At 56.6% G+C, this 12,457-nt stretch carries 11 protein-coding genes; 7 read left to right on the top strand and 4 right to left on the bottom strand.

Annotated elements, in window-relative coordinates; all coding sequences use genetic code 11:
* Positions 1–117 precede the first annotated feature (117 nt).
* A complete protein-coding gene (gene uxuA, locus ABFV38_RS15005) occupies positions 118–1,308 on the top strand; it encodes a mannonate dehydratase (protein WP_348957501.1) in 1,191 nt (396 codons plus the stop codon).
* 117 nt (positions 1,309–1,425) lie between these two features.
* Here the strand turns inward: uxuA and yeiP are convergent, their stop codons facing one another.
* Positions 1,426–1,998, bottom strand: a complete 573-nt coding sequence (gene yeiP / locus ABFV38_RS15000; RefSeq protein WP_008500940.1) for an elongation factor P-like protein YeiP — start codon at positions 1,996–1,998, stop codon at positions 1,426–1,428.
* Positions 1,999–2,162: 164 nt separating this feature from the next.
* Here yeiP and ABFV38_RS14995 point away from each other — a divergent pair, with 164 nt between their 5' ends.
* The gene (locus ABFV38_RS14995) at positions 2,163–2,417 is read left to right on the top strand and encodes a YkgJ family cysteine cluster protein (protein WP_045908692.1); all 255 of its coding nucleotides are present in this window, start codon (positions 2,163–2,165) and stop codon (positions 2,415–2,417) included.
* Here ABFV38_RS14995 and setB read toward each other — a convergent pair.
* Positions 2,414–3,595 carry a sugar efflux transporter SetB gene (gene setB / locus ABFV38_RS14990; protein WP_063622108.1) on the bottom strand — a complete coding sequence of 394 codons (1,182 nt, stop codon included), beginning with the start codon at positions 3,593–3,595 and terminating at the stop codon, positions 2,414–2,416. The two genes, ABFV38_RS14995 and setB, sit on opposite strands and share 4 nt — an antisense overlap.
* A gap of 361 nt (positions 3,596–3,956) precedes the next feature.
* Between setB and fruB the strand changes: the two genes are divergently transcribed.
* Genes fruB through fruA form a run of 3 tightly spaced genes read left to right on the top strand, consistent with a single transcriptional unit; the run spans position 3,957 to position 7,727 of the window.
* On the top strand, positions 3,957–5,087 hold the full coding sequence (gene fruB, locus ABFV38_RS14985; RefSeq protein ID WP_348957500.1) for a fused PTS fructose transporter subunit IIA/HPr protein: 1,131 nt from the start codon (positions 3,957–3,959) through the stop codon (positions 5,085–5,087).
* Complete coding sequence (gene fruK / locus ABFV38_RS14980) at positions 5,087–6,025, top strand: 1-phosphofructokinase (protein ID WP_008500936.1); 939 nt, start codon at positions 5,087–5,089, stop codon at positions 6,023–6,025. Before fruB ends, fruK begins: the two co-directional genes overlap by 1 nt.
* Before the next feature lie 16 nt (positions 6,026–6,041).
* Entirely contained in the window at positions 6,042–7,727 is a 1,686-nt protein-coding gene (gene fruA, locus ABFV38_RS14975) for a PTS fructose transporter subunit IIBC (protein ID WP_069720465.1), read from the top strand.
* A 47-nt stretch (positions 7,728–7,774) separates the two neighbouring features.
* Here fruA and nfo read toward each other — a convergent pair whose 3' ends face one another.
* A complete protein-coding gene (nfo, locus tag ABFV38_RS14970; RefSeq protein ID WP_023294038.1) occupies positions 7,775–8,632 on the bottom strand; it encodes a deoxyribonuclease IV in 858 nt (285 codons plus the stop codon).
* A gap of 64 nt (positions 8,633–8,696) precedes the next feature.
* Positions 8,697–9,743 carry a YeiH family protein gene (locus ABFV38_RS14965; RefSeq protein ID WP_023294037.1) on the bottom strand — a complete coding sequence of 349 codons (1,047 nt, stop codon included), beginning with the start codon at positions 9,741–9,743 and terminating at the stop codon, positions 8,697–8,699.
* Positions 9,744–9,840: 97 nt separating this feature from the next.
* Between ABFV38_RS14965 and yieE the strand changes: the two genes are divergently transcribed.
* Positions 9,841–10,707: a DNA-binding transcriptional regulator YeiE gene (yieE, locus tag ABFV38_RS14960; protein WP_045908684.1), complete on the top strand. Its 867-nt coding sequence runs from the start codon at positions 9,841–9,843 to the stop codon at positions 10,705–10,707.
* Positions 10,708–10,865: 158 nt separating this feature from the next.
* Positions 10,866–12,335: an amino acid permease gene (locus ABFV38_RS14955; protein ID WP_348957499.1), complete on the top strand. Its 1,470-nt coding sequence runs from the start codon at positions 10,866–10,868 to the stop codon at positions 12,333–12,335.
* Positions 12,336–12,457 lie beyond the last annotated feature (122 nt).

Genomic DNA, 12,457 nt, shown 5'->3' with positions numbered 1-12,457 from the left:
GTTATGTGAGTTTGATCAATCAATGTGTGGCCGTGTATTGACCCTTCACGGCAAACATGTATGGTAGTCGTCATTGCAGTAGCACATATTGGTATAACAACTTAAGAGGGTGAGGCAATGGAACAAACCTGGCGTTGGTACGGGCCGAACGATCCGGTTTCTCTTGATGATGTGCGTCAGGCTGGCGCAACGGGTGTCGTCACGGCGCTGCATCATATTCCTAACGGTCAGGTCTGGCCGGTAGAGGAAATACAGACGCGTCAGGCGCTGCTGGCGGAGAAGGGATTAACCTGGTCTGTGGTAGAAAGCATTCCGGTTCATGAAGATATCAAAACCCATTCAGGGGAGTACCAGACCTGGATTGCTAACTACCAGCAGAGCATCTGTAACCTCGCGGCCTGCGGCGTTGATACGGTTTGCTACAACTTCATGCCTATCCTGGACTGGACGCGAACCGACCTTGAATATCAGATGCCGGACGGCTCTAAAGCGCTGCGTTTCGATCAGATTGCCTTTGCGGCATTCGAACTGCACATTCTGAAACGCCCTGGCGCCGACGCGGATTACACCGCGGAAGAGCAGCAGCAGGCGCTCGCGTGGTTTAACGCCGCCAGCGACGCAGATATCGAAAAGCTGACCCGTAATATTATTGCGGGCCTGCCGGGGGCTGAAGAAGGGTATACGCTGGATCAGTTCCGCGCCCGCCTGGCGGAATACGGCGATATTGATAAGCAGCAGCTGCGTGAAAACATGGCGTATTTCCTGCGCGCTATCGTGCCGGTTGCGGAAGAAGTAGGGGTTCGCCTGGCCGTACATCCGGACGATCCACCGCGTCCAATCCTCGGCCTGCCGCGTATCGTGTCCACGATTGAAGATATGCAGTGGCTGAAAGAGACGGTCGACAGCATCTATAACGGTTTCACCATGTGTACCGGCTCCTACGGCGTGCGGGCGGATAACGACCTGGTGCGGATGATTGAAACCTTCGGCGATCGTATCCACTTCACGCATCTGCGCGCGACCTGCCGTGAAGAGAATCCAAAAACCTTCCATGAGGCGGCGCACCTGGGCGGTGATGTGAATATGGTGGCGGTGGTAGACGCCATTCTGGCGGAAGAGGCGCGTCGCAAGCAGACTGGCGATGTGCGTCCTATTCCGTTCCGTCCTGACCACGGCCATCAGATGCTGGACGATCTGCGTAAGAAAACTAACCCGGGTTATTCGGCGATTGGCCGTCTTAAAGGGATGGCGGAAGTGCGCGGCGTTGAGCTGGCGCTGAAGATGACGAAGTATCCGGAGCTGCTGTAACCGGAATTGCCGGGTGGCGGCTTCGCCTTACCCAGCCTACAAAAACACAAAAACCGGCTTCAGGGCCGGTTTTTTCGTAGGTCGGGTAAGCGTAGCGCCACCCGACAAATGCCGCAATCAGTCAGCACGACCCATATAGCGTTTTTCTTCAATATGGATGCGGATCTTCTCGCCAGCAGAGAGGTATTCCGGTACCTGCACAACCAGGCCGGTCGTCAGGGTCGCCGGTTTGTTGCGGGCACTGGCGGATGCGCCTTTGATGCCAGGTGCCGTTTCAACGATTTCCAGATCGACCGTCTGAGGCAGTTCCAGCGCCAGCAGCACGCCGTCCCAGGTCAGAACCTGCATGTCTGGCATACCGCCTTCCGGGATGAACAGCAGCTCTTCTTCAATCTGATCTTTGGTGAAGATGTACGGGGTGTAATCTTCTTTGTCCATGAACACATATTCGTTGCCGTCGATGTAGGAGAAATCAACATAGCGACGGGTCAGGGTCACGGTATCGACGATATCGTCACCTTTAAAGCGCTCTTCCACCTTCAGGCCGGTACGCACATCGGCGAAACGCATTTTGTACAGCGTAGCTGCACCACGGGCGCTTGGTGCCTGAATATCGATATCTTTCACAATCAGCAGTTTGCCGTTGTAATTCAGTACCATACCTTTCTTAATTTCGTTCGCTCTTGGCATTGCAGTAATCCTGTTTACGGGAGGTAAAAAATATCGCGCCAAATTACTCGCGCGCGGCCTTTCAGGCAAGAGGAATTCGTGGCTTTTGCTATCAATACGCAAAAGGTGTTACTGTGCGCGCGATGCCCGACTGTACGAGCATCCGCCAGCGAAAGAGAGCATTTATGGATTGCCGTCCCGATTGTGGCGCGTGCTGTACTGCACCGTCCATTTCAAGCCCCATTCCAGGAATGCCCGAGGGCAAGCCTGCCAATACCCGCTGCGTTCAGCTTTCGGAAACCAACCTGTGCATGATCTTTGGCTCACCGCTGCGTCCGAAGGTCTGCTCCGGGCTTCAGCCCACGGCCGAAATGTGTGGCAGCACGCGCGAGCAGGCGATGACGTACCTTCTTGAGCTTGAATCGCTCACCGCACCTTAAACGTCTTTAATCTTCGCCAGACAGCCCATCGTCAGCGTACACATCACCAGCGCAATCCAGAACACCGTGTGATAGTTCCAGATTTCGGCCACAACACCGGCCATTGAGCCGGCAATAATCCAGCCCACGCGGGTGGTATTAGTATAAAGGGTGGTGGCAGAGCCTGCCTGGCCCGGCATCAGGTCCTGGAAATAGAGCATGCCTATCCCGGCGAGAATGCCAATATAGATGGCGTTCAGCAGCTGTAACGCCAGCAATAGCCCGGGCGTATGTACCGTCAGCATGCCGAGATAGAACAGCAGACCGGCGACGGCGGCGATGCGCATTAAAAAACGTTTCCCGAAGCGCTTTGCGTAATAGCCTGCGATAAGCATGGTCGGGATCTCAAGCCCGGCCGCGGTGCCCATCATGATGCCCGCCAGCTTCTCCGACAGGTGCAGTTCATTAATAATAAACAGCGGCATATTGATGATATAGAGGCTATTGGTGCCCCACATCAGCGTGCAGATCGCGAACAGGAGCAGGGCATCGCGGCGGTTACGGCGTGGCGCTTCCAGCACGCCCGTTGCCACTTTGGGCTCTTTGCGCATGGACGGCAGGAAGAACCACACCAGCGCGCCGCACGCCACAAACGCGACCGCCGCGCTCAGGTACATCACCGTAAAGCCAAAACCCATCGCCAGCGCGTAAGCCAGCGGCGGGCCAATCACCCACGCCAGCGACACCTGTGCACGCAGGACAGAGCTGAACATCACCGCTTCACGTCCGGTATGGTCGGCGTGTTCGCGGGCAAGCGCGAACAGCTGTGGGTTCGCCGTCGAACCAAAGCTGCTCAGGAATACCCCGACGAAAAGCAGAATGAAGTAGTTGCGGTTCCAGGCAAACAGAACGCAGGCCAAAACCCCCAGCAGGCAGCAGAAAACGATCAGGCTTTTACGATCGCCTTTTCTGTCGGATCGCCCCGCCAGGAACTGACTGACCAGGATGCCGATGATGGCGCTTCCGGTGAAAAAGAAGCCAACCAGCGCCGGACGAACATGAACCTCATTGGTCAAAAATAAGCTCAGCGTCGGCGTCTGTAACGCACCGGCAATGCCCGTGAAGAAGGCAACAATCAGGAAGGCCGCTGAGGTCAAATCAAAGGGCTTCGGCGAGGCAGCCGCAGGGATGTTATGCATGTTTTATAATTAGCGAGTAGCAGAGAGGGGCGGAGTGTACGCCGTCAGCTAAAAAATAAACAGTGGGTGCGGTCAATGATGCCACGAAAAATCAAAATGGCATTTCATCTTGCATCCACATCGGCTGACCTTAGCTGAAACTGACTTGCTGAACTTCAGCAAAATTCAGCTGAACGAAGAAGAAATGTGCTGTATCTCTAAATTCTGCAATCTGAAATACGAGTTTTCTTGCAAGGCATTGCAGAAAGCGCAAGACTTTTTGAAACGTTTCAGCGCTATCTTGTTTTAACAAACGGAGCAGGCTAGCGCATTTTTTCTCATTAAAGCTGAAACGATTCAAGTTCAGCAGGAGTGGAGAACCATGTTCCAGTTATCTGTTCAGGATATCCACCCGGGCGCTCAGGCCGGGGATAAAGAAGAGGCTATTCGCCAGGTTGCCGCTGCGCTTGTGCAGGCGGGTAACGTCGCGGACGGCTATGTCAACGGCATGCTGGCGCGCGAGCAGCAGACCTCAACCTTCCTCGGCAATGGGATCGCCATTCCGCACGGCACCACCGACACCCGCGATCAGGTGTTGAAAACCGGCGTCAAGGTTTACCAGTTCCCGCAGGGCGTGCTCTGGGGAGACGGTCAGGTAGCCTATGTGGCCATCGGTATCGCGGCCAGCAGCGACGAACACTTAGGTCTGCTGCGTCAGCTGACGCATGTCCTGAGCGATGACGCGGTGGCTGAACAGCTTAAATCCGCCACCACCGCGGAAGAGCTGCGCGCCTTGCTGATGGGCGAAAAACAGAGTGAAGCGCTGAAACTGGATAATGAAACGCTGACGCTGGATGTAGTTGCTTCCGATCTGGTGACGCTGCAGGCGCTGAACGCGGGCCGCCTGAAAGAAGCCGGCGCGGCGGATGCCACCTTTGTGACGCGCGTGATTAACGATAAGCCGTTGAATCTGGGTCAGGGCATCTGGCTGAACGACAGTGCTGAAGGCAACCTGCGCAGTGCGATTGCCGTGAGCCGTGCGGCCACGGCATTTGACGTAGAAGGCGAACGCGCGGCCATGCTGGTGACCGTGGCGATGGCTGATGAACAGCCGGTTTCCGTGCTGAAGCGTCTGGGCGATCTGCTGCTGAATAACAAAGCTGAAAAGCTGCTGAACGCTGATGCCCCCACCGTGCTGGCACTGCTGACCAGTGATGATGCGCTGACGGATGACGTGCAAACCGCGGAGTTCGTGGTGCGTAACGAACACGGCCTGCATGCCCGTCCGGGCACCATGCTGGTGAATACCATTAAACAATTCGAGAGTGAGATTACCGTGGCGAATCTTGACGGCACGGGCAAACCGGCCAACGGCCGTAGTCTGATGAAAGTGGTCGCGCTGGGCGTGAAGAAAGGCCACCGTCTGCGTTTCACCGCGCAGGGTGCCGATGCTGAACAGGCGCTGAAAGCGATTGGCGATGCCATCGCGGCAGGTTTGGGGGAGGGCGCATAATGAGCAGACGTGTTGCGACTATTACGCTGAACCCGGCTTATGACCTGGTAGGATTTTGCCCGGAAATTGAGCGCGGCGAAGTCAACCTCGTGCGTACCACCGGCCTGCATGCTGCGGGCAAAGGGATTAACGTCGCGAAAGTGCTCAAGGATCTCGGTATTGATGTCACCGTGGGCGGATTCCTCGGTAAAGACAACCAGGATGGGTTCCAGCAGTTGTTCAGCGAGCTGGGCATTGCCAACCGTTTTCAGGTTGTTCAGGGCCGTACCCGTATCAACGTTAAGCTGACGGAGAAAGACGGTGAAGTAACCGATCTGAACTTCTCAGGCTTCGAAGTGACGCCGTCAGACTGGGAACGCTTTGTCAACGACTCGCTGACCTGGCTGGGGCAGTTTGACATGGTCTGCGTCAGCGGCAGCCTGCCGTCCGGCGTGAGCCCGGAAGCCTTTACCGACTGGATGACGCGCCTGCGCAGCCAGTGCCCATGCATCATTTTTGACAGCAGCCGTGACGCGCTGGTTGCGGGCCTGAAAGCCTCACCATGGCTGGTGAAGCCGAATCGCCGCGAGCTGGAGATCTGGGCGGGTCGTAAGCTGCCAGAATTAAAAGATGTGATTGACGCTGCCCATGCGCTGCGCGAGCAGGGTATCGCTCACGTAGTGATCTCGCTTGGTGCAGAAGGCGCGTTGTGGGTTAACGCGTCTGGCGAATGGATCGCCAAACCGCCGTCAATGGAAGTTGTGAGTACCGTTGGCGCAGGGGATTCCATGGTAGGCGGCCTGATTTATGGTCTGCTGATGCGGGAATCCAGTGAACATACCTTACGTCTTGCCACTGCCGTTGCTGCCCTGGCCGTCAGCCAGAGCAATGTCGGTATTACCGATCGTACCCAGTTAGCCGCGATGATGGCGCGCGTTGACTTAAAACCTTTTAACTAACAGCAGGAGAGGAATAATGAAAACGCTGCTGATCATTGACTCCGGTCTCGGACAGGCTCGCGCCTATATGGCGAAGACCTTGCTGGGCGCGGCGGCACAAAAAGCACATCTGGAGATTATCGATAATCCAGGCGATGCAGAACTGGCCATTGTCCTGGGCGACAAAATCCCGGCTGACAGTGCGCTGAACGGCAAAAAAGTGTGGCTGGGCGATATTAATCGCGCGGTGGCACACCCGGAACTGTTCCTGAGCGAAGCGAAAGGTCATGCGTCTGTCTACAGCGCGCCTGTCGCGACGGCACCGGCTGCGGCCACGGGCCCGAAACGCATTGTGGCGGTGACGGCCTGCCCGACGGGGGTGGCTCACACCTTTATGGCGGCTGAAGCCATTGAAACCGAAGCGAAAAAACGCGGCTGGTGGGTAAAAGTTGAAACACGCGGCTCCGTCGGTGCCGGCAACGCGATCACCCCTGAAGAAGTGGCGGAGGCCGATCTGGTGATTGTGGCGGCGGATATCGAGGTGGACCTGGCGAAATTTGCCGGTAAGCCAATGTACCGTACCTCCACCGGCCTGGCGCTGAAAAAGACCGCGCAGGAGTTTGATAAAGCGCTGGTAGAAGCGAAGCCGTATCAGGCAACCGGCGCGCGTCAGACCGCGACGGAAGGGAAGAAAGAGTCCGCAGGCGCCTATCGCCACCTGCTGACCGGTGTGTCTTACATGCTGCCGATGGTGGTCGCGGGCGGTCTGTGTATCGCGCTCTCGTTCGCGTTTGGTATCACCGCGTTTAAAGAACAAGGTACGCTGGCGGCTGCGCTGATGCAGATCGGAGGCGGCTCAGCCTTCGCCCTGATGGTGCCGGTACTGGCGGGCTTTATTGCATTCTCCATTGCTGATCGCCCGGGTCTGACCCCGGGACTTATCGGCGGTATGCTGGCCGTGAGCACCGGTTCCGGTTTTATCGGCGGTATCATTGCCGGCTTCCTCGCCGGTTACGTCGCGAAGCTGATTAGCTCGAAGCTGAAGCTGCCGCAGAGTATGGAAGCGCTGAAGCCGATCCTGATCATCCCGCTGATTTCCAGCCTGGTGGTCGGCCTGGCGATGATTTACCTGATTGGTAAGCCGGTTGCGGGCATCCTGGCGGGTCTGACCCACTGGCTGCAAACCATGGGTACCGCGAATGCGGTTCTGCTGGGTGCAATCCTCGGCGGCATGATGTGTACCGACATGGGTGGTCCGGTGAACAAAGCGGCGTACGCCTTTGGTGTGGGCCTGCTGAGTACCCAGACCTACGCGCCAATGGCGGCGATCATGGCGGCAGGTATGGTGCCTCCGCTGGCGCTCGGTCTGGCGACGATTATTGCCCGTCGTAAGTTCGATAAAGCGCAGCAGGAAGGCGGTAAAGCCGCGCTGGTGCTGGGTCTGTGCTTCATCACCGAAGGGGCGATTCCGTTCGCGGCGCGTGACCCAATGCGTGTGCTGCCGTGCTGTATCGTAGGCGGTGCGGTAACGGGGGCGATCTCTATGGCTGTCGGTGCGAAGCTGATGGCACCACACGGCGGTCTGTTCGTGCTGCTGATCCCTGGCGCTATCACCCCGGTACTGGGCTACCTGCTGGCGATTGTTGCCGGTACGCTGGTGGCGGGCCTCTCCTACGCGGTGCTGAAACGTCCGGAAGCGGAAGTTGTGGCAAAAGCAGCGTAAGCGATAAACCACAAAAAAGCCGGGTTGCATTACGCACCCGGCTTTTTTTATGCCGCCTGTTCAGCGGTTTGCTGTGCCTTCAGCCAGGCAATCTCTTCTGCCCAGATGTCCGGATTAATGGTTTCCAGCACCATCGGAATACCGTCGAAGCGGGCGTCCTGCATAATAAAGCGAAACGCATCGTGGCCAATGTTGCCTTCGCCCAGGCTGTGGTGGCGGTCAACGCGGCTACCAAAGGCGCTTTTCGCATCGTTTAAGTGCATTCCGCGCAGGTACTTAAAGCCCACAATGCGCTCGAACTCATCAAACGTGTTTTTCGTTGCCTCGGTAGTGCGCAGGTCATAACCGGCGGCAAACGCGTGGCAGGTATCAATGCACACGCCCACACGGGATTTATCCTCCACGCCGTCGATAATCGCCGCCAGATGTTCGAACTTAAAGCCGAGGTTGCTGCCCTGACCGGCGGTATTCTCAATCACCGCGGTGACGCCTTTGGTCTTGTCCAGGGTGATGTTGATGGATTCGGCAATGCGCGCCAGGCAGGCATCTTCGTCGATCTGCATCAGATGGCTGCCCGGATGGAAGTTCAGCAGCGTCAGCCCCAGCTGTTCGCAGCGCTGCACTTCATCAAGAAACGCCTCGCGGGATTTTTCCAGCGCCTCTTCAACCGGGTGACCGAGGTTGATCAGGTAGCTGTCGTGGGGGAGGATCTGGCCGGGCCCGTAGCGGTATTTCTCACAGGCGGCTTTGAAATCATCAATCACCTCAGCGGTGAGCGGTGCGGCGCGCCACTGGCGCTGATTTTTGGTGAACAGGGCGAAAGCGGTCGCCTCAATTTCGGCGGCACGAATGGCGGCATTCGCAAGGCCACCTGCAGCGCTGACGTGCGCTCCAACATATTTCATAAAGGGACTCCTGTTAACCCGAAATGCTTATGATAGCGGGTTAACAGGAGAAGGACGTAGTGGTTTATGCCATCAGGCTATGGACCGCGAGGTTAATCGCGCCGCCGCCGACAATCAGCCAGATGAAGAGTACCAGCGCCATCAGCAGCGGTTTCGCACCGGCTTTTTTCAGCGCGCTGACGTGCGTGGTCACCCCCAGGGCCGCCATGGCCATCGCCAGCAGTACGGTATCCAGCGTCACCAGCATGTCCACCACCGCTTTCGGCAGCAGATGGAAGGAGTTAAAGATAGCGACCACGATGAACAGGATCGCAAACCACGGAATGGTGATTTTACTTTTCTCGCTGCCGCCCGCCGGAGCCAGTTGTTTAACCCGTGCGGCCAGGAAAATCAGGAATGGGGCCAGCATCATCACGCGGAGCATTTTGGCAATCACAGCCGCGTTTTCGGCGTCCGGGTTAATGGCGTGTCCTGCCGCGACCACCTGGGCCACTTCGTGCATGGTCGAACCGATATAGATGCCGTAGGTTTCCGGGCTGAACCAGTGGGCAACCAGCGGATACATGGCCGGGTAGAGGAAAATCGCCAGCGTACCGAAGATCACCACCGTCGCTACTGCCACCGTTACCTTGCTGGCTTCGGCCTTCACGACGGGTTCCGTAGCCAGCACCGCCGCTGCGCCACAGATACTGCTCCCGGCACCGATCAGCCAGCTGGTTTGCCTGTCCAGGCCAAACACTTTCTGGCCGATAAAGCAGGCCAGTAAAAAGGTGCTGGTCAGGGTCAGAACGTCGATGGCGATCCCGCTCGCACCCACATCCGCAATCTGCGAAAAGGTAAGACGGAAGCCATAAAGAATGATCCCAAGACGCAGCAGATGCTGCTTGGCAAAGATTACGCCGCCGTCGCAGGATTTCCAGATATGCGGGTAAACGGTGTTACCCACGACCATGCCGAGCAAAATGGCGAGCGTCAGCGCGCTGAAACCTGCGCCTGCGATGGCCGGGATGCTGCCGCCCCATAGCGCGACGGCGGTGACTGCAGCGCTGAGCGCAAGACCCGGCACGAAGTGCCACACTGTACGATGATGTTGTAAGGTGATTTCTGACATAACCTTCTCCTTTGTCTGGCTAAAGGTTACGGCGCTCTGGCTTAAAAATAAAATTGATTATATACTTATAATTAATCTATATAAGTGGTAAGCAACCATGCACATTACTCTGCGTCAGCTGGAAGTCTTTGCCGAGGTGCTGAAAAGCGGCTCGACGACCCAGGCGTCACAAATGCTGGCGCTCTCACAGTCTGCGGTCAGCGCGGCGTTAACCGATCTTGAAGGACAGCTGGGAGTTCAGCTTTTTGACAGGGTAGGGAAGCGTCTGGTGGTCAACGAGCACGGTCGTCTTCTTTATCCGCGCGCGCTGGCGCTGCTCGAGCAGGCTATAGAAATCGAGCAGCTGTTCCGCGAAGACAACGGTGCGATCCGCGTTTACGCCAGCAGCACCATTGGGAACTACATTCTGCCGGAAGTGATTGCCCGCTACCGCCGGGATTTCCCGAGCCTGCCGCTGGAGATGAGCGTGGGCAATAGCCAGGACGTCATCAACGCAGTGATCGATTTCCGCGTGGATATCGGCCTCATCGAAGGACCCTGCCATAACGTTGATATCATTGCCGAGCCCTGGCTGGAAGACGAGCTGGTGGTGTTTGCGTCCCCGGCCTCGTCGTTATTGCAGGGAGAGGTAACGCTGGAACGGCTGGCGCAGGCGCAGTGGATCCTGCGCGAGCAGGGCTCCGGCACGCGTGAAATTGTCGATTATCTGCTGCTTTCCCATCTGCCGCATTTCCAGTTAGGGATGGAGCTGGGGAACTCTGAGGCCATTAAGCACGCGGTGCGCCACGGGTTGGGCATCAGCTGTCTTTCCCGGCGCGTTATTGCCGAACAGCTGGAAACCGGATCGCTGGTTGAAATCCCCATCCCGCTGCCAAAGCTGGTGCGCACGCTGTGGTGCATTCATCATCGCCAGAAACACCTTTCCAGCTCGCTGCAGCGTTTTCTGCGCTATTGCGAAATCTGACAGCGTCCCTCACCCCAAAGGGGAGAGGGAAAAATTATGCTTTACTTATAATCCTGGGCGCGTCATGAAGCTCTCTTATAACTGAGTATTTCTGCCGGAAGGAACGCGGATCGTCTGCTACAATCGCGCCTCATTTATTAAATGGACAGCATTTTCATATGGTTTCAGAAATTAAAACCACAGAAGCGCCCACGCTACGTCGTGAACTCAAGGCGCGTCACCTGACGATGATCGCCATTGGCGGCTCAATCGGTACAGGTCTTTTCGTTGCCTCTGGCGCAACGATTTCGGCAGCCGGCCCGGGTGGGGCACTTTTCTCTTATATCCTGATTGGCCTGATGGTGTACTTCCTGATGACCAGTCTCGGCGAACTGGCCGCGTACATGCCGGTATCCGGTTCGTTCTCGACCTACGGTCAAAAATACGTTGAAGAAGGCTTCGGCTTCGCGCTGGGCTGGAACTATTGGTACAACTGGGCGGTCACCATCGCCGTTGACCTTGTCGCCGCACAGCTGGTGATGAACTGGTGGTTCCCGGATACGCCGGGCTGGATCTGGAGCGCCCTGTTCCTGGCCGTCATCTTCCTGCTGAACTACATCTCCGTGCGCGGTTTCGGCGAAGCGGAATACTGGTTCTCTTTGATCAAAGTGGCAACCGTCATCATCTTTATCGTCGTCGGTGTGGCGATGATCGTTGGTATTTTCAAAGGCGCAGAACCTGCGGGCTGGAGTAACTGGACAATAGGCGATGCGCCGTTTGCCGGTGGACTGTCGGCAATGATTGGCGTGGCAATGATTGTCGGCTTCTCCTTCCAGGGAACCGAGCTGATTGGCATTGCTGCCGGTGAGTCAGAGAACCCGGAGAAGAATATTCCGCGCGCGGTTCGTCAGGTCTTCTGGCGTATCCTGCTGTTCTATGTGTTCGCGATCCTGATTATCAGCCTGATCATTCCGTACACCGATCCAAGCCTGCTGCGTAATGACGTGAAAGACATTAGCGTTAGCCCGTTCACGCTGGTCTTCCAGCATGCCGGTCTGCTTTCTGCCGCGGCAGTGATGAACGCCGTTATCCTGACCGCTGTACTGTCAGCCGGTAACTCCGGGATGTACGCGTCCACCCGTATGCTCTACACGCTGGCATGCGACGGTAAAGCACCGCGTATTTTTGCGAAGTTGTCCCGTGGCGGCGTACCGCGTAACGCGCTGTACGCCACTACGGTGATCGCCGGTCTGTGCTTCCTGACCTCTATGTTTGGCAACCAGACGGTGTACCTGTGGCTGCTTAACACCTCCGGGATGACGGGCTTTATTGCCTGGCTGGGGATTGCCATTAGCCACTATCGTTTCCGCCGTGGCTACGTCAAACAGGGTTATGACGTTAACCAGCTGCCGTATCGCTCCGGCTTCTTCCCGCTGGGTCCCATTTTCGCCTTCATTCTGTGCCTGATCATTACGCTGGGACAGAACTATGAAGCGTTCCTGGCGGACACCATTGACTGGGGCGCCGTCACGGCAACCTACATTGGCATTCCGCTGTTCCTCGTCATCTGGTTTGGTTACAAGCTGACGAAAGGAACACACTTCATTCGCTACAGTGAAATGGAATTCCCGGAACGATTTAAACAATAACCGCACTTCCTCTCTATTAGCCCGCTCGTTTGAGCGGGCTTTTTTATTCCTGCCCCCTGAAACAAAGATATATTCCTTAACAATTTAATTGATAATAATTATCGTTTGCTTTATCGTTATCA

This window comes from Enterobacter cloacae complex sp. Mu1197, from assembly GCF_040059225.1.
In the GTDB taxonomy this organism is placed as follows: Bacteria; Pseudomonadota; Gammaproteobacteria; order Enterobacterales; family Enterobacteriaceae; genus Enterobacter; species Enterobacter quasiroggenkampii.
Note: the sequence above shows the minus strand (reverse complement) of the source record. Positions and strands in the feature narration are given on the sequence as shown.

Excerpts from the sequence above, each read along its gene's own strand:
- yieE (WP_045908684.1), top strand. The coding sequence starts at position 9,841 with ATGCACATTACTCTGCGTCAGCTGGAAGTCTTTGCCGAGGTGCTGAAA.
- ABFV38_RS14955 (WP_348957499.1), top strand. The coding sequence starts at position 10,866 with ATGGTTTCAGAAATTAAAACCACAGAAGCGCCCACGCTACGTCGTGAA.
- ABFV38_RS14965 (WP_023294037.1), bottom strand. The coding sequence starts at position 9,743 with ATGTCAGAAATCACCTTACAACATCATCGTACAGTGTGGCACTTCGTG.
- yeiP (WP_008500940.1), bottom strand. The coding sequence starts at position 1,998 with ATGCCAAGAGCGAACGAAATTAAGAAAGGTATGGTACTGAATTACAAC.
- fruA (WP_069720465.1), top strand. The coding sequence starts at position 6,042 with ATGAAAACGCTGCTGATCATTGACTCCGGTCTCGGACAGGCTCGCGCC.
- fruK (WP_008500936.1), top strand. The coding sequence starts at position 5,087 with ATGAGCAGACGTGTTGCGACTATTACGCTGAACCCGGCTTATGACCTG.
- ABFV38_RS14995 (WP_045908692.1), top strand. The coding sequence starts at position 2,163 with ATGGATTGCCGTCCCGATTGTGGCGCGTGCTGTACTGCACCGTCCATT.
- uxuA (WP_348957501.1), top strand. The coding sequence starts at position 118 with ATGGAACAAACCTGGCGTTGGTACGGGCCGAACGATCCGGTTTCTCTT.
- setB (WP_063622108.1), bottom strand. The coding sequence starts at position 3,595 with ATGCATAACATCCCTGCGGCTGCCTCGCCGAAGCCCTTTGATTTGACC.
- nfo (WP_023294038.1), bottom strand. The coding sequence starts at position 8,632 with ATGAAATATGTTGGAGCGCACGTCAGCGCTGCAGGTGGCCTTGCGAAT.
- fruB (WP_348957500.1), top strand. The coding sequence starts at position 3,957 with ATGTTCCAGTTATCTGTTCAGGATATCCACCCGGGCGCTCAGGCCGGG.